This window comes from Colwellia sp. MB3u-8 (assembly GCF_014076985.1).
GTDB lineage: Bacteria > Pseudomonadota > Gammaproteobacteria > Enterobacterales > Alteromonadaceae > Cognaticolwellia.
Genome location: NZ_JACGVA010000073.1, coordinates 452342 through 472642, shown reverse-complemented (window position 1 = coordinate 472642; position 20301 = coordinate 452342). Strand labels below are relative to the sequence as shown.

The 20301-nt window shown below is 39.7% G+C and carries 14 protein-coding genes; 6 read left to right on the top strand and 8 right to left on the bottom strand.

Annotation, left to right across the window (positions count from 1 at the left end; genetic code table 11):
• Positions 1–71 precede the first annotated feature (71 nt).
• The 4 genes from def to trkA all read left to right on the top strand — a co-directional run bounded on the left by def (position 72) and on the right by trkA (position 4405).
• The gene (gene def, locus H4J54_RS18990; RefSeq protein ID WP_182192483.1) at positions 72–587 is read left to right on the top strand and encodes a peptide deformylase; all 516 of its coding nucleotides are present in this window, start codon (positions 72–74) and stop codon (positions 585–587) included.
• A 93-nt stretch (positions 588–680) separates the two neighbouring features.
• Entirely contained in the window at positions 681–1682 is a 1002-nt protein-coding gene (fmt, locus tag H4J54_RS18985; RefSeq protein WP_182192482.1) for a methionyl-tRNA formyltransferase, read from the top strand.
• Positions 1683–1684: 2 nt separating this feature from the next.
• The gene (gene rsmB, locus H4J54_RS18980; RefSeq protein ID WP_182192481.1) at positions 1685–3001 is read left to right on the top strand and encodes a 16S rRNA (cytosine(967)-C(5))-methyltransferase RsmB; all 1317 of its coding nucleotides are present in this window, start codon (positions 1685–1687) and stop codon (positions 2999–3001) included.
• Between the two features lie 24 nt (positions 3002–3025).
• Positions 3026–4405, top strand: coding sequence for a Trk system potassium transporter TrkA (gene trkA / locus H4J54_RS18975; protein WP_182192480.1), 1380 nt, complete (start codon positions 3026–3028; stop codon positions 4403–4405).
• Between the two features lie 49 nt (positions 4406–4454).
• Here the strand turns inward: trkA and H4J54_RS18970 are convergent, their stop codons facing one another.
• The 4 genes from H4J54_RS18970 to H4J54_RS18955 all read right to left on the bottom strand — a co-directional run bounded on the left by H4J54_RS18970 (position 4455) and on the right by H4J54_RS18955 (position 9878).
• The gene (locus H4J54_RS18970) at positions 4455–5921 is read right to left on the bottom strand and encodes a TrkH family potassium uptake protein (protein ID WP_182192479.1); all 1467 of its coding nucleotides are present in this window, start codon (positions 5919–5921) and stop codon (positions 4455–4457) included.
• Between the two features lie 9 nt (positions 5922–5930).
• Entirely contained in the window at positions 5931–6554 is a 624-nt protein-coding gene (locus H4J54_RS18965) for a YigZ family protein (RefSeq protein ID WP_310650086.1), read from the bottom strand.
• A gap of 12 nt (positions 6555–6566) precedes the next feature.
• Positions 6567–7886 (bottom strand): Xaa-Pro dipeptidase, encoded by a 1320-nt coding sequence (gene pepQ / locus H4J54_RS18960; protein WP_182192478.1) that lies wholly within the window; start codon positions 7884–7886, stop codon positions 6567–6569.
• Positions 7887–7958: 72 nt separating this feature from the next.
• A complete protein-coding gene (locus tag H4J54_RS18955; RefSeq protein WP_182192477.1) occupies positions 7959–9878 on the bottom strand; it encodes a transglycosylase SLT domain-containing protein in 1920 nt (639 codons plus the stop codon).
• Between the two features lie 225 nt (positions 9879–10103).
• On the opposite strand from H4J54_RS18955, the gene tusA reads away from it, so the two are divergent.
• Complete coding sequence (gene tusA, locus H4J54_RS18950; RefSeq protein WP_182192476.1) at positions 10104–10352, top strand: sulfurtransferase TusA; 249 nt, start codon at positions 10104–10106, stop codon at positions 10350–10352.
• 326 nt (positions 10353–10678) lie between these two features.
• On the opposite strand, the gene H4J54_RS18945 is transcribed toward tusA, so the two are convergent.
• On the bottom strand, positions 10679–13120 hold the full coding sequence (locus H4J54_RS18945; protein ID WP_259366956.1) for an EAL domain-containing protein: 2442 nt from the start codon (positions 13118–13120) through the stop codon (positions 10679–10681).
• A 635-nt stretch (positions 13121–13755) separates the two neighbouring features.
• Positions 13756–15192 carry a M28 family peptidase gene (locus H4J54_RS18940; protein ID WP_259366955.1) on the bottom strand — a complete coding sequence of 479 codons (1437 nt, stop codon included), beginning with the start codon at positions 15190–15192 and terminating at the stop codon, positions 13756–13758.
• A 605-nt stretch (positions 15193–15797) separates the two neighbouring features.
• Here H4J54_RS18940 and H4J54_RS18935 point away from each other — a divergent pair.
• Positions 15798–17002 (top strand): IS3 family transposase gene (locus H4J54_RS18935; protein WP_182190302.1). Its coding sequence is split into 2 segments (ribosomal slippage): positions 15798–16164 and positions 16164–17002, totalling 1206 coding nucleotides; the frame shifts between segments, so codons are not numbered across the junction.
• A gap of 53 nt (positions 17003–17055) precedes the next feature.
• Here H4J54_RS18935 and glyS read toward each other — a convergent pair.
• Positions 17056–19122 carry a glycine--tRNA ligase subunit beta gene (gene glyS, locus H4J54_RS18930; RefSeq protein ID WP_182192475.1) on the bottom strand — a complete coding sequence of 689 codons (2067 nt, stop codon included), beginning with the start codon at positions 19120–19122 and terminating at the stop codon, positions 17056–17058.
• Entirely contained in the window at positions 19122–20072 is a 951-nt protein-coding gene (gene glyQ, locus H4J54_RS18925; protein ID WP_182192474.1) for a glycine--tRNA ligase subunit alpha, read from the bottom strand. The genes glyS and glyQ overlap by 1 nt, the downstream gene beginning before the upstream one ends.
• Between the last annotated feature and the right edge of the window lie 229 nt (positions 20073–20301).

The window sequence follows — 20301 nt, the reverse complement described above, 5'->3', positions numbered from 1 at the left end:
TAACTATCATTAATGGCTAAAATTGAAACATAACACTCAATGCGACATTTCGCGAACTCTTTTGATAAATTATGGCTATTTTACCTGTATTACGATTTCCTGATGAGAGATTAAGAACAAAAGCGCAACCTGTAACTGATGTTAACGATGAAATTCGTAATATTATCAGTAACATGTTTGAAACCATGTATGATGAAAATGGTGTTGGTTTGGCGGCAACTCAAGTTGATATTCACCAACGAATTGTCGTTATTGATGTTTCAGAAAATAAAGAACACCCTTACGTATTAATAAATCCTGAAATCACCCGCAAAAGTGATGACACCATTATTAATGAAGAGGGTTGTTTATCGGTACCCGGCTGTTATGCCAAAGTTGACCGTAGTATTGATGTCACAGTTACTGCTCTTGATGAAAATGGCAAAGCCTTTACTTTAGACGGTGAAGAGCTATTAGCTATTTGTATTCAGCATGAACTGGATCATCTTAATGGCATCTTATTTGTTGACTATTTGTCACCACTTAAGCGCCAGCGATTCAAAAAGAAATTAGAGAAAGAAGCGCGTTTGGATAATGCCAACGCTTAAGTGCCATAGCTCTTTTAAAACTCATACCCATTAAATTAAGTAAATGAGCGATTATTTATTTCAATCGGTATCAATTGTATTTTGGAAACTCCTTTGTCCAACGCCGTAACTACACCATTAAATATCATTTTTGCTGGTACCCCTGACTTTGCTGCGCAACATTTAGCGGCGCTAATTCACTCAGAGCATAACATTGTTGCGGTTTATTGCCCGCCCGATAAACCGGCTGGCCGCGGTAAAAAGCTCACTGCTTGTGCAACTAAACTATTAGCCCTAGCGCACGACATTCCAGTTCAGCAGCCGGTGAATTTTAAAGCTGAACAAACACAGTTAACACTGGCAAATTACCAAGCAGATGTCATGGTAGTGGTTGCTTATGGTTTATTATTGCCGACAGTAATTTTACAGACACCCAGATTAGGCTGTATTAATGTTCATGGTTCTATTTTGCCTAAATGGCGTGGTGCTGCACCGATTCAACGTGCTTTAGAAGCGGGTGACTCACAAACTGGCGTTACCATAATGCAAATGGATAAAGGCCTAGATACCGGTGATATGATATTAACCGCAACTTGTGACATTACCCTAAAAGACACTAGCGCAAGTTTATACGACAAGTTAGCTGAACTAGGTCCAAAAGCATTATTAGACACCTTAGCCTTGATGACTTTAGGCAAATATCAACGTCAAGCACAAAATAATCTACAAGCAACTCATGCGGCCAAACTTGATAAAGCAGATGCTGAGTTAGACTGGCAACAACCCGCAAGCATACTTGATCGGAAAATCAGAGCCTACATTCCATGGCCAGTGGCGCAATTTACCTTTAATGACAATAGTCAACAACACCGTATTCGGGTTTGGCAAGCTAGCGTTATTGAACTTGAGCATCAGCACCTGCCTGGCACTATTATAAGCTGCGATAAACAAGGTATTGTGGTCGCCACAACAGCCAATGCTTTACGACTTGAGATATTACAACTGCCAGGCAAAAAAGCCTTAGCCGTTGCTGACATACTCAATGGCAAAGCAGATTGGTTTACCCAAGGCCAATCAATCAATAGGCTAGTACAGCCTCAACAAGAGTTAACTTAATTATGGCCGCTAATCTTAGAGCACTGGCTGCTCGTTGTACCTTTGCCGTTGTTGATAAAGGCCGTAGTTTGTCAGACGAACTACCACAACAAATCGCAAAAATAGATATTAAAGATAAAGGGCTATTACAAGAGCTTTGCTATGGCGTATTAAGACATTTACCTGAGCTTGAACATGATGTTCGTGACTTCATTAAAAAACCCTTTAGCGGCAAACAACGCGTTGGTCACTTTTTATTACTGGTTGGGATTTATCAAATAAAGTATACCCGCATACCAGATCACGCCGCATTTAATGAAACCGTTTCCGCCTGTAAACCCTTAAAATGCGACCATTTAAAAGGGGTAATTAATGGCGTATTAAGAAATTTCCAACGCCAGCAAACACAATTAGCAGATAAAAGCCTAGCCGCTGAACCCAGCAAGCTACCGGAAGCGATCGCCTTTAACCATCCATCTTGGTTTATTAAAAAACTACAAAGTGGTTACCCTGATAGTTGGCAAGATATTCTCAAAGCGAATATGCAAAGACCGCCGATGTGGTTGCGAGTTAATGTCCTACACCACAGTATCGATGAATATCTGGCTTTATTAGTGGCTGAAAACATTGATTATGCCTATGTCGATGAAAGGTCATCTGCGATACGCTTAACTGACGCCATCGATGTCAATAAGTTGCCTGGATTTCAGCTAGGTTGGGTATCAATTCAAGATGGCGCCGCACAACAAGCTGCACTTTTACTTGATTGCCAGCCAGATGACAATGTACTTGATTGTTGTGCCGCGCCAGGTGGAAAAACCTGTCATATACTTGAATATAGTCCGAAAATAAAAGCGCTGACCGCCATTGATATTGAAGAGTCGCGCTTGCTGAGAGTACATGAAAACCTACAACGCCTGAACCTAAAAGCAAAGGTGATTACCGCTGATGCCGCCACACCAGAAAAGTGGTGGAATGGCGTACTCTTTGACCGCATTTTACTTGACGCTCCCTGTTCTGGTACCGGTGTCATACGCAGACACCCTGATATTAAATGGTTACGTAAAAGCCAGGACATTGCGGTATTAACTGATTTACAACAAGATATATTAAAAAATGTATGGTCTTTATTAAAACCCGGTGGTACTTTGCTGTATGCAACATGCAGTGTATTACCAGAAGAAAATAGTCAGCAAGTTCAACGTTTTGTTGCTGAAAATTCAGATGTGGAACATATCGCGATAACCAATAATGCACATGATATTGGTTGGCAGATACTGTCTAACGACAATTCGATGGACGGTTTTTACTACGCCAAACTCATTAAAAAATCACAGTAAAAACAACAATAAAAGCAATCTTAAATGAAAATTATAATTATTGGTGCTGGGCAAGTTGGTGGAACATTAGCAGAAAACCTTGTTGGCGAAAAAAACGAAATTACGCTAATAGACACTAACAGTGAAACCTTGCGTGAATTACAAGACAAAATGGACTTACGCGTTGTTGTTGGTCACGGTTCTCACCCTGATGTACTAAAACAAGCTGGCGCAGAAGATGCTGAACTCGTTGTTGCAGTAACCAACGACGATGCTACCAACATGATTGCTTGCCAAATTTGTTATTCGCTATTTAATACCGCCAATAAAATTGCCCGAATTCGCTCCAGTCAAATTTTGAAATATCAAAAAGAACTTTTTCAAAACAAAAATATTCCGGTAGATCATATTATTGCACCAGAGCAACTGGTGACCCGAGACATTGCCCGACTTATTGATTACCCGGGTGCACTACAAGTATTAGAATTTGCTGAAGGTAAGGTCAGTTTAGTTGCCGTTAAAGCTTATTACGGGGGGTTATTGGTGGGTCATGCCCTATCTACTTTGCGCGAACATATTCCGAATATTGATACCCGGGTTGCGGCTATTTATCGTAATGGTAAACCTATTCGACCTCTGGGCACTACCGTTATTGAAGCCGATGACGAAGTATTCTTTATTGCTGCCTCAATTCATATTCGCGCGGTAATGAACGAACTGCAAAAGTTAGAAGCGCCTTATAAAAAAATTATGATCGCCGGTGGTGGTAATATCGGCTCAGGTTTGGCGCGCTTGTTAGAGAAAAACCACCAAGTAAAGTTAATCGAGCATTCGTCTAAACGGGCAGCCTATTTAGCCTCTGAGCTAAGCGACACCTTAGTGTTTACTGGTGATTCTTCTGATCAAGAGTTGCTATTAGAAGAACACATTGATCAGTTTGACGTTTTTATTGCCGTCACCAACGATGACGAAGCCAACATTATGTCATCGTTATTAGCAAAACGCTTAGGGGTACGCAAAGCTATGGTATTAATCCAGCGCAGTGCTTACATTGATTTAGTCCATGGTAGTGATATAGATATTGCCGTTTCACCGCAACACGCCACTATTTCCGCCTTATTAACCCACGTGCGACGTGGTAATATTAATAATGTTTATAGCTTGCGTGGTGGCGCAGCAGAAGCAATAGAAATTGTCGCTAAAGGTGATGAAAAATCATCTAAAGTGGTGGGTAAAACTATCCAACAGATCAGGTTACCACCTGGCACAACTATTGGTGCAATCGTGCGTGGCGAAGAAGTCTTAATTGCTCATTCAGATACCCGAATTCAAGCAGAAGACCATGTGGTGTTATTTTTAGTTAACAAACGCTATATCAGTGACGTCGAAGCTTTATTCCAACTGGATGCAATAGCGTTTTTCTAAGCGATTTTTTCTAATCGATAATTGTTTTAAGTACTATTATAAAAATATATTAGGTTCGCCAAAATGCTGGTGTCAGCAATACCAGCAAGGTAAATATCTCTAAACGGCCAAACAGCATGGCAACAACCAAAACCCATTTACTAAAATCATTTATTTCTGCATAATTTGACGCAACCTGCCCCAAACCTGGGCCCAAATTATTTAAACAAGCAGCAACGGCAGTAAAGGCTGAAATATCATCCATTCCGCCCGCTAATAACAACAACATACAAACAACAAACACAGCCGCATAAGCCGAGAAAAAACCCCATATGGCTTCCACCACACGATTGGGTAGCGCTTTTTTACCTAACTTAATAGTAAAAACGGCTTTAGGATGTACTAATCTATTTAATTCTCGCACGCCTTGTAAATAAAGCAGTAATACCCGAATGACTTTCATGCCACCACCTGTGCTGCCAGCGCAACCACCAATAAAACTGGCAAATATTAATAAAATGGGCAGCAGCGTTGGCCAATTAGAAAAGGCGACTTCGCCCGAAGATGTTGTTGAAAAGCCGGCAGTGGTACTAATTGAAACGGCATGAAACATCGCTTGTTCAAAGTTGTCGAAACCTGACTGGTAAACATTAAAACTCAATAGCACAATAAAACACACTAAGATCAAAACGGCTTGAATACCCAAAAATACTTTAAATTCTGAATCATAAAAATAGCTACGTAATGATCGGCTATTCACTACCGCAAAATGCAAAGCAAAGTTCACACCGGCAACCAGTAAGAAAAATACACAGATAAAATTGATTAACGGACTATCAAAATAGCCCATGCTTAAGTCGTGAGTCGAGAAGCCACCAATCGCAATAGTAGAAAAAGAGTGGCAAATAGCGTCAAATAAGTTCATCCCCGCCGCCCAATAACTCATGGCACAAGCAAGGGTTAAGGTGACATAAATTAACCACAAATGCTTAGCCGTATCGGCAATACGTGGGGTCATTTTTGAATCTTTCACCGGTCCTGGAGTTTCAGCGCGATATAATTGCATACCACCTATGCCTAGCATAGGTAAAATAGCCACGGCTAACACAATGATCCCCATGCCACCCAACCACTGTAGTTGTTGTCGATACCAAAGTACCGCGTGTGGTAGTCCGTCAATCTGCGTTAATATGGTTGCGCCTGTAGTAGTAAGACCAGAAAAAGACTCAAAAAATGCATCGGCAACGCTAAGGTTAGGTTGATCTAATAATAATAAAGGCACCGCTGAGAAACTCGCCAAAACGGTCCAAAACAACACCACAATTAAAAAGCCTTCCCGTGCCCTTAAATCGCTTTTTTCGTCTCGATAAGGATACCAAGATAAAAGCCCAGCGATTAAACAAAAAATAAATGACATTAAGAAAGAAACACCACCGCCATCTCGATAAACCAGAGAAATAAAAGCAGGCGGCAGCATAGTTACGCTCAGTAAGGCGACTAATAACCCTAATATTCGGATGATATTTTTAAATTGCACGTTAGTTTATTATTGCTTTTTAGTTATAGGTTGAAGTGTTAACTGTCCCGCAGACATGGTTCGCAATTGCTGTTGGAAAAGTTCAAGTTTTTCATCAGGTAATGCGAGTATCAGAACAACATTTTCATGGTAGTCTTGCTGGATAATTTCGCCACCCATTTGATCAACAAAATGCAAAACATCATTTACTTGTGCATATTGACACGCTAGTGTTTTGCGTACCATAGGAATTTTCAATTTTGTCGGTAAATTCGCCAGTGCCTGCTTAACGCTGCCGCCATAAGCGCGTTGTAAGCCACCAGGTCCAAGCTTAGTACCACCAAAATATCGTACAACAACAGCACAAAGCTCACCAAGATTACTGCCCATTAACATATTGAGCATAGGTTTACCGGCAGTGCCTGACGGCTCCCCGTCGTCAGAAAAGCCATATAATTGGCTATTTTCAGGCCGACCAGCAATAAAGGCATAACAGTGATGACTAGCGTGTGGATGTAATACTTGTAAGCTTTTAATAAACGCTTTGGCATCAGCAGCACTGGTGCAAGGTTTAAGGTAACAAATAAAGCGGCTGCGCGTGACTATGGTTTCATCAATAATCGCTTGGGCCGCTATTTCGTATGGTGTAGACACAAATAGTTTCGCTTAATTTAAGTCAGCATCTCGTGTCATATTTTCATTATGCGACTGGTGAACAATAACGTTATCTTCTATTCTGATACCACCAAATGGCCGCATCGCATCCACCTCTGACCAATTAACCATTTTACCATGGGCAGATTTTTTTAAGTCAGCGAGCAAAGAATTGATAAAATATAAGCCAGGTTCAATAGTAAAAACTTGATTGCTTTCTATCACGCGCGACGTCCGTAAAAAAGCATGTTGCTCTGGGGTATTAACGTGAGTACCACGTTCGTCTGCCATAAAACTGCCAACATCGTGCACTTGTAAACCTAAGTGATGACCTAAGCCATGTGGGAAAAAGGTAGAAATAATACCACTTTCAACCGCCGTATCGACATCAACATTAATAAAGTTAAACTCTCGTAATACCTTACCTATTTCGCGATAAGTGGCAATATGTAGATCAACATAACTCAGCCCTGGCTTTAAAGCGTCAACCGCATTCAACATTAAAATATCCATGCGCGCAATTAGCTCAGCAAAGCGATCACGCTTAAAAGAATAGGTGCGAGTAATATCAGCGGCATAACCATTAAAATTAGCGCCGGCATCCAGTAAGAAAGAACGATGGGCTTGTGGTACACCGCGATCTAAAGCGGTGTAATGCAAAATAGAGGTATTTTCATTTAACGCGACAATATTGCCATAAGGTGTTTCACTTTCAACATGTTGTGTTGCTTTAAGAAAAGCATGTTGAATATCATACTCTGAGGCACCATCGAAAAAAGCGGCTTTGGCTGCTTTATGGCCCTTAACCGCAATCTCATTTGAACGACGCAAACACGTTTGTTCGTAAGAGGTTTTATAAGCACGGTGAAAATGAAAATAATTAATCAATGGCTCGGGATTGATATGATCAAAGCCTAACGCTTTCGCCACTTCGATATGAGCACCAATATAGGCAAAGGCTTTTTTATCATAAGGCAGTAACTTATCGACATCACTGGCTTTAGCTAAAATTTTTATATCAAAGAATTCATGCCAATAATCATCCGCTAAACCGATAACTTTATGCCAAAAATCAACTGGTTGATAATAAATCAGTGTGGGTTTATCTGTACCGTTAACCAATAACCAACAGTTAGCAACATCAACTAAAGGTAACCAGGCTTTAAAGTGTGGGTTAACGCGAAATGGATAGCTGTTATCGTCTAAGAAGGCTTTAATTTCTTGACCAGAGTGAATGACTAAACCTTCAAGACTTTCTCTTGCTAATACGGCTTTAGTTCGTTTTTGTAACTCAGCTACATGAGCTGGGTATTGGCTAGCTAGTGTATTCATCTGGTAACTCTCTAAATTTCTTTGGTGTTAATTATACCTTGTTTAGCCCGATATTATAATGCAAGTGTGAGGCTATTCGTTTATATTCATTGCAATGATCTGGTCAAACAAAGAGGCCGCTTGCCCTACTTTTTGTTGATATATTTGCTGATAAGCTAAAACGCTTTTAACATATTCTCGGGTTTCTTTGAACGGAATGGTTTCAATCCAAACATCGGCAGGTAATGACTCAGCGTTTTTTAACCAACTTTTTACGCGATAAGGGCCGGCATTATAAGCCGCGGTAGCCAGTACCTGATTACCATCATGACGGTCGAGTAAATCACGTAAATATTTTGTGCCTAATTTAATATTATTTTTAGCTTTAAATAAATATCGGTTAGAGACTTTTTTGCGCGCTAGCTGTTTTGCTGTACCCGGCATAATTTGCATTAAACCTTTAGCGCCTGCTGGAGAATTAGCATCAGACATAAATGAGCTTTCACGGCGCGTTATAGCAAACGCCCAAGCTGGATTAATGTTTTGCTGGCCCGCATAGTGTTTAATTTCACTTTCAAAGCCCAGTGGAAAACGCAAACCTACATCGTTAAGATAACCCACTTTAGCTAAGGTAAATATCGCCCTGTCATACCATTGCATTTCATTAGCAACTTTAGAGGCAACTAATTTGTCGCGATTACTGAGTTTTGACAACCAATAATTCCATTCCTTACGGGCGTGATAAAAACGACCAATAGCAAACAGTTCAATGGCTCTTTTTGCTTCAGGGCTTTGAGTCACTAAAGCTCTTTCATCTGCACTAACAACGAGCGGTATATTCTGAAAATTAGCCGGTTTATTTAAATAACTCGCGGCTAAAAAGCCATAATAATGTCGGCTTAATGCCAGCTTATTTAAGCGTAAATTTCCTGCCACTAATTCATCAGTGGCCAACAAACTTCTACCATACCAGTACTGCCACTGCAGGCTGCTTTGCGCTATTTCAGGTAACTTTAACAGCTTAGTTTTGATATTTTGCCAATTTTGATCGCGCAGCGCGTCGGTTATATACCACTGGGTTAAGTTACTGGTAAATAAGTTCTCATTGACTTTCACTAACCATGTGGCCGCATCCAGATGATTTTTACTGGCTAACGCTAGGGCAAATTTTAACGTAATTTGTTGCTGTTGCTGCACAGAAAAAGGTAACAACGACTGGGCTAATTTATAGGTCTCAAGTGCTTGTGTTGGATCACGCCATATCAGGCGCTTTAAACCATAAGTGACTATTTCCGCCTCTCGCTGGGTTTTATTTTTAAATTTTGATAAGTGTTTAATATATGACGGGTTGCGACGTACTTGATGCCAAAGCTCAGCTAAATATTGCTCATTCTCTGGTAATAACCGGGTTAAATACGGTATTAAGGTATGTTTACCGCCATCCGCTGATAATGCGATACGTTGCCATATCACCTCATTTGTTCGATACCCTGCTTGCTGCCACTGCTTAAACAAAGGGTCACAAACTTTAGGTTGCGACTTACCGACTATCCAAAGCGAGCTTACTTTTGGCAATATTTTCGTTGGCGACATACCAGATTGCAGCTGAAAGCGATAATGCTGACAGGTGAGTTCAACATCACTAGTGGCTTCGAAAAAGTTTTGAAAAAGTACTGGCTGCTTACGTTTGGCTAAATAAGTTAACCATTTATTTCTTAAAGGCCAATCCAATGGCGTGCCTTTATACTTTGCTAAAAATTCCCTTATCTCTGGCGCTGATGACAACTTCATTTTGGTCATTAAGCGCTTCTGATCCAAATAAGGTTGTAGCGGATAATAATGTAGTTGGTTATATAAGTTTTGATAACTAGCAGAGTTGTGATTCCAAATTTGCTTTTCAGCTTGCAAGAAATTTTTTCGCTGCTGGCTTTCATCATTAGCGAAAGTTGCTGCACTCGCTAATAGCGCACTTAAGATGACGGTTTTAAAAAATCGGAAACTAGCTAGCAGCATTAGAAGACCTTGGATAAATAAGCATAGATCAATTATTCACCTCTAACGTGACAAAGCAAGCCTATTACAGACAATTATTAGCTTAATTATCAATATTTGCTCTTGAAATCAGTTTTAGTGCTTAAAAATCCATTGAACAAAAAAAATCAAGGTAAGTTTATTGTTGCGTCATGGCAAATAGGCTTTAAAATTAGCGCCAAACCCTATTCCCTAGCAAGGTAAAGCATGACCGATTGCCCTTTTTCAGCTCCAGACCACCAATTAGATGCCATTGGGCTTCGCTGCCCTGAGCCGGTAATGATGCTTCGGCTAAAAATACGAAAAATGGCCGTTGGTGAAACCCTGCTTGTGAGCGCTGATGACCCGTCAACTGCAAGAGATATCCCAAGCTTTTGTCGATTTATGGAGCATCAACTTATGAGTCAGCAAATCAAAAAAATACCTTTTCAATACGTTATTAAGAAAGGGTTATGATACTAAAATGGTAGTTAGGGGCTAGTTAAGGTGTGTAACTAAGGTCTGTCGTTACCACCTCACTTTATAATTAATTTATAGCCATTTAATTAATTAAGTGAACTACTTTTCATCCAAAAAAATCGATAAATATAAGACTGACAATGATCGACAATCTAATTTTCCAATAGCTTATAAGCTTTTATTTAGATGCTAGAACAGAACACTTGAATATTTTAACTGCCAACAAGTTCAATGCTGTATTTTAATAAGGCTCTAGAAGGTTCGCTTTTAGCTCACTAGCCAACGACTAGCGGTAAACTGTCAGATATAGTTACTTTATATTATTAGGCCAGCCAAGCGCTATCAGGCTGCCAAGTGACCAGCCAGACTGGAATATCACTCGAAGGCATAGGCCTTGAAATGCCGTAACCTTGCGCTAATTTACAACCCAGTTGTAATAATTCAGTGCCATGCTCAACAGTTTCGACCCCTTCAGCGATCACCTCAAGCTGGAAGGCTTTCGCCAAACTAACAACGCCCATAACAATCGCTAAGTCATCTGGGTCAGTGAGCATGTCGCGTATAAAAGTCTGGTCTATTTTAATCAGGCTAGCGGGTAGCCGTTTGAGGTACGTTAGGGAGGAATATCCGGTACCAAAATCATCTAACGCAAACTGCACACCAAGGCTAATACAAGATTTCATGGTCGCTATAATGTAGTTGATGTCACTAAAGGCACTGGTTTCTAATACTTCTAATTCTAACAAATGAGGCGACACATCAGAGTGTGCACCTAGTAATGTCGCCAAGCGCTCAACAAAATCAGTTTGCTGGAGTTGATAAGCGCTGATGTTGACGCTAATCGGTAACCTGATGCCGATACTTTGCCATTGGCTGATTTGGCTCAGCGCGGTATCGATGACCCATTCACCTATCTCTAGGCTAATGGCGTGATTTTCTATTAACGGTAAAAAATCTAATGGTGGCACTAAACCACGGACAGGGTGTTGCCATCGGATCAATGCTTCTACGCCCACGACTTCACCTGTAGACATATTCACTTTCGGTTGATAGTACAAAACGAACTCATGTTTATTCAGTGCTGCCCTGATATGACTGATGTTTTCTAGTTTAAGGTTAACGGCGTCATCGAGGGCGCTATCAAACAAGTGATAACAATTCTTACCTGCTTTTTTCGCTATACACATGGCTTGGTCGGCATGACGGATAAGTATATCGGCATCGGCATCATCTTGAGGATAGAGCGTAACACCTATACTAACCGACACCTTCAACACCAGATCACCAATAATGATAGGCTCTGACACTGCACTTAATAAACGCTCTAATGCCATGGTGTAATCTTCCGCGTTAACTAAATCACTTAATACGGCAACAAATTCATCACCACCAAAACGAGCGAGTGTATCGACTTCACGTAAGGCATCACTCATACGCCCAGAGACGATAATAAGTAGTTCATCACCGACCGCATGACCATAGCTATCATTAACTTCTTTAAAACAATCTAAATCCATAAAGATAACTGCGAGTGAATTATCATGACGCTGGCATTGCAACATAGTGTTATTTAGTCGGTCGGCAAGTAATGCACGGTTAGCTAGCTTAGTTAAAACATCGTAATGAGCTATCTGCTCTAATTGATATTGATGTTCTCTTTGCAGCGTAATATCACTAAACAGTGCAACATAATGGCTGACTTTACCAAGGGCATTTTTTACAGCACTGATGGTGATGCTAGCAACATATTTTTCGCCATTTTTGCGACGACTCAATATTTCACCAGCCCACTGGCCAGAAGATTTAATGACTTGCCACATCGCGCTATAAAACTCAGGTGGATGACGATCTGTTTGAAAGAAATCTGGGGGTTGGCCAATAGTTTCTTGGAAGGAATAACCACTAATGTCAACAAATGTGCTATTAACATCAATAACCCTATTTGCCGCATCGATAATAACAATACCTTCTAGGGCATGGCTGAATACACTGGCAGCAAGGGTTAGTTGAGCTGTGCGTTTATCTTTTTCTTGGTTTTGAAAAGCCAGCTCTTCGTTAGCAAGAACGAGTGCTTCATCAGCCTTAGCCTGCTGAAAAAGTAATTTTCTAATGTGAAAAAAAGTTATTACCCAAATTAAAATAATAACAATAGATCCAATCAACTGAGTCCATATGACAAATTTTTTGTTCGTGTCTAAAGCCTGATACCGGTCAATAAGCAGCGCGGATTCTTCATTTAACATTTCCTTAATAATCTGATTAAGCTGTTCCATAAGCTTTTGGCCTTTGCCACTCATAACGATTCGAATTGCGGCTTCTCTATCTTGCGTTGTGATTAAAAAAATTGTTTTTTCTAATTCACTTAACTTTTCATTTATCAGAGGCTTGATTTTTTTTAAGCTCTTTTGTTGCTTGAAATTGTCTAAGATTAGCACCTGAAGCGATGTTAATACCTTGTCTAATCGAACAATGGACTGGGTATAAGGTGCAAGATAACTTTTGTCTTCGGTCAGAAGATAGCCACGTTGCCCTGTCTCTGCAGACTTTATCTCCAATAGCACTTGATAAAGCGATACTTTAACTTGTTCGCTGTTATCTACCCATTTTCTGGCTGCTTCTGATTTATTACTCAACCATAAATTTATGACAATAATGAACACTAAAGTTGGAAATGCCAACAAACTGGCGTAATTACCAATTTTGTTGACCTTAATATACGATGATTTTTTCAGGTCAGCGCTAGTCTTAGTGGTATCTATCTTCATTTTATATAAGCTTTCATTTTCTAGTCCATCATTTACCAGAGTAAAATTTAAGTAACAAATTATCAATGACTTATGGGTGAAATTAACTTTTATTATCAACTTAATTTATACTAAAAGGAGCCCTTAAGCGACAACTTAATTCATTAAGTATATCTAATATTGAGTACATAAATTTTTACCTTTGCTTTCCATTATATAGCGTATGACTAAGCTTCACTGTTTTCTAGCCAGCGCAATAATTTTTCACCACAAAAACAAGCTCAATGATCCATGTATATTTACTCTCACCATAACTAATAAATAACTGAGATCATTGCTGTAATCGATAATGAACTATAAATGTAAGAGGGAAATTTAAGCTTATATTGTCAATGCTAATTACGGCCAAAAAAAGTTAGCGAGTGAGGATTACTTATTAATATGGATGATAATGTTAAAGCGGGGGAAGATCCGTATCCGTGTGTGCAAACTTGTTATAAACCTTATGACAAACAATATAACTTTGGCTTCAATTATTACTTATTAGTGGGTAATAGTTGAAGCCAAATAATTTTTTTGAGCTATTTTTAATCAGATAATTATAGCGCTGGGTTGCTCAGCCATAAAATCAACTTGATATCAGAGTTTTTAAATGGTTATTGATAACCCCCGAAAGAACCCGCAGGACCCGGAAAGACCACTGGGCTTTCAAAACCATCTTTTGCAACACTGCTAACACCGAAAAAATAGTTATCGATTACAATATTTTTTAACTCAAACTCAGTGACATCACCGACATATTGACTATTTGTCCATGTTGGCTCTGTGGTCAATCGCCAATGAACACGGTAACCCGCTAAGTTATTTGCCATAGTCCCTGCTGGACGCTGCCACTTTAACCTTGTTGATGCTTTAACTGCCCCTGAAATTTCAGTATTGGCTGGCGGTGGGGGTGCCCATGCCATAGCGGCCATAGTAACGGCGTTTAACGAGGTTAATTTCGCAGTAAAATCAAAATCTACACCCGAAATAACATCACCGAACGCTCGACCATTTTCGCTTCTAAGGTCTTGATGCTGACGATCGTAGTGCTCATTAGTTTCCATAATACGTACGGCAGGATAACCAACTGCATTAAAGGGTCTATGATGTCCGCCTCGACCAAATCTGTCCAATCTATATATCATCATAACGTCTAAGTTAGGTATGTATTGGTCGGCAATTTGATCAATATAGCGAGCTACATTTCGTGAAGGTGAGTCTACTTCACCACCGGTAAATCTGCGTTTTTTAGCTTCTGCTGGTGTTTCAACATAGCGAACGCCTTCGGAAAAAACCCTTGCTGTTGTATTGTTGATAATGCCATTGATACCTGAAATATTACCAATCATATCGTTATTAATAACCGCTTCCACACGCCAAGCTTCTTTCTTAGCAATACCCGCCATTATTTTTCCACCAAACAATCCCTGTTCTTCTCCTGATAAGGCGGCATAAACAAGGGTACCGGCAAATTTATGTTGGGACAGCACTCTAGCGGCTTCGATAACTCCGGCAACACCTGAAGCATTATCATTTGCTCCTGGTGAGGCACTGGTGTAATCAAGCGGGTCTGACACTCGAGAGTCTATATCACCAGACATCACGATATAGCGATTAGGATCGAGTTGGCCGCGCTGAATAGCGATAACATTGATCACTTCAGTCGGTTCAGGAATTCGTTTTTCTCCTGAAAAGGTCTGTTTTTGATAAACAACTTCTAAACAGCCTCCACATTGTGCTGAAATTTTATCAAATTCAGACTTAATCCAACGACGTGCCGCGCCAATGCCTTGGCTATCTGACTTTGTCTCTGACAAGGTATGCCTAGTACCAAAGCCAACTAGTGTAGTGACATCTTTTTTCAGTCTCTCTGCACTTACTTCTTGCTGTATCTCACGCAATACCAACTGCTCATTCGGTGGCACCACTGTAGTAGCGTAAACAGGTATAGCGGTGGCAAATGCACATAACGCCCCAAAAGTCTTTCGAGAAAAAGCATTAAACGATGGAGTTAGCGCAATACTCTTCATTTTACTAAAATGTATAAACATAACGACGACCTAATATTATTGTGATTATTACCTTGGTAAAAGATTACCACATTTAATAAGCTTGACGGGTTCATCCATCCTATTAATAATTCAATTCAACTCACGGTTAAACTCGCTATCGAACTCATTATCGAATGAGCAATGGCTCATGGTTAAATGGGCCACAAAATTATATCAAGCTAAAATAACAGCCTCAAATACAATCAAGTTTGCCACATTTAACCCTGCTGGTAACATTGCTAGGTTGATAAGACTAGGTCTAGATTTGACTTTAGCGAACGGTGAAAGTCTTATGCCGGTGGTTTTGCAAGCTCAAGAGCATAAAAATCCGCTAAATGGCTATTTTGTTGTTAATACAGTTTGTTGATCTATTATTTTTATATTCAAAAAGACGCTTCTGAATCGTCTTAATCAACCGAAGCTAGATTTAGCAAGGATCGAAATATTTTTACTGTTCGTGCTAAATACCTCTTGGCAAAATTAATCTCGGTGCAAGTAACGTTTAATGATAAAAAAAAGGAATGCCTTAGCATTCCTTTTAGTTTTTAATACTGACCCGTCCTAAATAAGGTTGACACTTTTCCAGCAATGCATTGGAGAGTGCTATGAAATCAACCACTAAACGTACTCAAAAAGATTATTCCCTCGCCTTTAAATTAGGTGTTGTAGACCAGGTCGAAAGCGGGGAATTAACCTATAAACAAGCTCAAGATAAATATGGAATTCAAGGTTGTTCTACTGTTTTAATTTGGCTTCGTAAGCATGGTCGACTAGATTGGTCTACAGGCACACCAATTTTTTTAACCCAAGGTTTTGCTATGTCCAAATCAAAACTCCCCCAAACGCCCGAGCAACGTATTAAAGCACTAGAGCAACAGCTAGCAGACAGTCAACTCAAAGCACAATTTTTTGAGGCTGTCGTTAATGTCCTTGAAACGGACTACGGGGTACGCCTAACAAAAAAGCACAAAGAGAAGTTATCAAGCAAAAAGCGATAAAGACCTTAACGGTTACCAAGGCTTGCGCTTTTATTGGTATCACACGTCAAGCTTATTATAAACAATGCGTTACGCAGGCTCACCGTCAAAAGCACGAACAGCGTATACTTGAATTTATCGTTAATGAGCGAATGTATCAGCCGAGAATTGGGACGCGTAAACTCAAATATTTACTGTCATTACAACCATTATTTATTGGTAGAGATAGATTATTTGAATTACTTGCATCATGTCGTATGCTGATATCACGTCAGCGTGCCTACCATAAAACAACCAATAGCCACCATAGATTTCATTGTCACCCTAACTTACTTAAAGCGGGGTTTGTTCCTCAAAGCCCTGAGCAGTTATGGGTCGCAGACATTACTTACTTACCAACAGTGTCAGGTAATACGTATTTGAGTTTAGTCACAGATGCCTATTCAAGAAAAGTGGTGGGCTATCACATTGATGACAACATGAGAGTTGATTCTGTTAAACAAGCCTTTGTAAAAGCGTTAAAGCAACGAAAGACAAAGAATAACCTAGTGCACCATTCAGATAGAGGTGTTCAATATTGTTCGAATGAATATCAGTATCTTCATAAAAAACATCATATTAAGTGCTCGATGACCGATGGTTATGATTGTTACCAAAATGCCTTAGCGGAGCGTATTAACGGCATATTAAAAAATGAATATTTGTTAGTAAAACCTAAAAATTTAGAAGAGGCTAAGAAAATGGTTGAGGAGTCTGTGATGATATATAATGGAAGAAGGCCACATACGGCCTTAAAATACAAAACGCCCGATGAAGTTCATCAGGCGTTTTAATTCAAAATGTGTCAACCCATACTAGGACGGGTCATACGCTACAACCACAGGTATTACTGCAATAAAGAAATATCTGCTATAGCAAGAAAACTATTGCGAATTTCGTTTAGTAAGGTCAAGCGATTGGTTTTAACTTGTTCATCATCAGCCATCACCATGACATGATCAAAAAAGTTATCAATAGGCTGCTTTAACGCCGCTAATTCGGTTAATGCGCTTTGATAATCTTTTGTTGCCATTAATGGTGCTATTTTAGTATTAACCACTGAAAAAGCAGAGGCCAACTCTGCTTCAGCAGCTTCTGTCGCTAAATCAAGTTTAAAAGCGTTAAAAAGTTCACCTTTAAATTTAACTAAAATATTACCCACACGCTTGTTAGCGGCGGCTAACGTAGCCGCTTCACCTAAGGTTTTAAAATGTGTTACCGCATGAATACGCTTATCAAAGTCCAATGGTGAAGACGGAGCGTTAGCTAGCACAGCTTGTATGACATCCACCGTAATATTTTGATCTTGATAATAAGCACGGTAGCGACCAAAAACAAATTCAAGTACTTGTTGAGTCACCTCTTGATTGCTTAATTTATCTTGATAAAGCTCAACACTTTTTGCCACTAAATCCGCAATATCTAAATTAAGGTCTTTCTCAATGATGATACGGATCAGGCCAATGGCTGCACGGCGCAAAGCAAACGGGTCTTTATCACCCTTAGGTGCTTGGTTAATGCCGAAGATGCCTACTAAGGTATCCACTTTATCAGCAATAGCAACGGCACAACCTATGGTTTGCTCAGGTAATACATCACCCGCGAAACGAGGTCGATATTGATCTTCTAAGGCTTGTGCAACGGCTGCCGGTTCACCATCATGCTGAGCATAATACTTACCCATGGTGCCTTGAACTTGTGGAAATTCAAGCACCATATCTGACATTAAATCCGTTTTGCTCAGTAAACCTGCGCGATAGGCCATAGCCGTATCATCGCCAATTTTATCAGCAACGAATGCACTTAAACTAGCAATACGTTCAGACTTAGCTTTCACTGTGCCTAATTGCTTTTGAAACAACATCGACTCTAAACCTTGCAGCCTTGACTCAAGTGATTGTTTTTTATCTGTTTTAAAGAAAAATTCAGCATCAGCTAAACGTGGTCGAATAACCTTCTCATTACCTTTAATTACCTGACTTGGATCTTTGCTCTCAATATTTGATACAAAAATGAATTTATTCAATAACTTACCTTCGCTATCGGTGACAGGAAAGTATTTTTGATGATCTTTCATCGAATAAATTAAGGGTTCAGCAGGTACATTCAAAAACTCCTTATCGAAGCTGCCGGTTAATACTACTGGCCATTCAACTAATGAAGTCACTTCTTCTAGTAACTCGTCATCCGGTAAAACGAAACCACCAATGGCTATCGCCGAGGCATTAATTTGCTGTTGAATAGTGTCTTTACGTGCTTGATAGTCAACCACTACATACGCTGCTTTTAGTGCACTTTCATAGTCATTGGCATGTGCTAACGCGACTAAGCCTTGATGATGAAATCGGTGACCGGTCACTAAGTTATTAGAGCGAATGTTTAACGATTCACCCGCAATAACACTTGAACCATACAGTAATGTTAACGTATGCACAGGACGAATAAATTGTGTTCTACCTGAGCCCCAACGCATAGGTTTGGGTACAGGTAACTTTGCAATAGCTAGGTTAACCATGTCAGGAATTAACTGCTCAACATTTTTACCTTGCTCAGTCGTTTTGTAAAGTAACCATTCACCTTTATCTGTTATCAAACGCTCTGCTTGAGCAACAGTGATGCCATTTGAGCGCGCCCAACCTTCAGCAGCTTTACTTGGCTTACCTTCAGTATCAAATGCTACGCTAACAGCAGGACCACGTTTTTCAATGGCTTTGTCAGCTTGGTTAGCAACTAAGTTGTCAACCTTTACCGCTATACGTCTTGGCGTCGCATACCAATAAATATCAGAATAAGAAAGTTTTGCCTCATCTAGTTGTAATTTAATTTGTTCATAAAACGTTGTGGCTAAGGTTCTCAACGACTTTGGTGGTAACTCTTCAGTACCGAGTTCAATCAATAGTGTTTCTGTTGTCATTATGACTGTCCCTTAGTTGAGTTATTATTGCTTGAGTTATCATTGGCTGAATTATTTTTACAAAGTGGAAAGCCAAGCTCTTCACGTTTTGCGTAATAAGCTTGTGCACAAGCTTTTGATAAAGCTCTTACTCTCAATATGTAACGTTGGCGTTCTGTTACCGATATTGCGTGTCGAGCATCCAGTAAGTTAAAGGCATGAGAAGCTTTCATCACTTGTTCATACGCCGGTAAGGCTAAACCTGCTTGGATCAGTTTTTCACTGTCTTTTTCACACTGATCAAAGGTGTTAAATAAGGCATCAACGTCAGCATATTCAAAGTTATAAGTAGATTGTTCAACTTCATTTTGATGGAATACATCGCCATAAAGTACTTTACCCATAGGACCATCAGTCCAAACCAGATCATAAATACTATCTACGTTTTGAATATACATGGCTAAGCGTTCTAAGCCATAGGTTATTTCACCCGTAACGGGTGCACACTCTATACCGCCAACTTGTTGAAAGTAAGTAAACTGAGAGACTTCCATACCGTTCAACCAGATTTCCCAACCTAAACCCCAAGCGCCCAATGTTGGCGATTCCCAATTGTCTTCAACAAAACGAATATCATGTACCAGTGGATCAACACCCATCTCTTTTAACGAGTTAAGGTAAAGCTCTTGAATATTATCTGGCGAAGGCTTTAGCATGACTTGGAACTGATAGTAGTGTTGCAAGCGATTTGGATTTTCACCGTAGCGACCATCGGTTGGACGTCGACATGGTTGCACATAAGCACTACTCATTGGCTCAGGGCCAATAGAACGTAAAAATGTCATCGGGTGAAATGTGCCGGCCCCAACTTCTAAATCTAATGGCTGAACTATTACACAGCCTTGGCGTGACCAATAATCTTGCAACTGCAATATTAGTCCTTGAAAGGTCTTTATATTAAACGTACTCATAACATTCCGAATCTATAGTTATATGGGGTTAAATAAGGCTAATTATACCGTTTGTCGCTTTATTAGCCTAGTGTCCTTATAGCAATTTAATTAATTAAGTGATCTAATTTTTCATCAAATAAAATGGCTAAAAACAAGGTGTAAAATTTTATCCGTAATTGACTGATAAATTTATAACCCGGTATTTTTTCATTTTAAGCATTAAGGATAAGCAGATAATTAATCAATG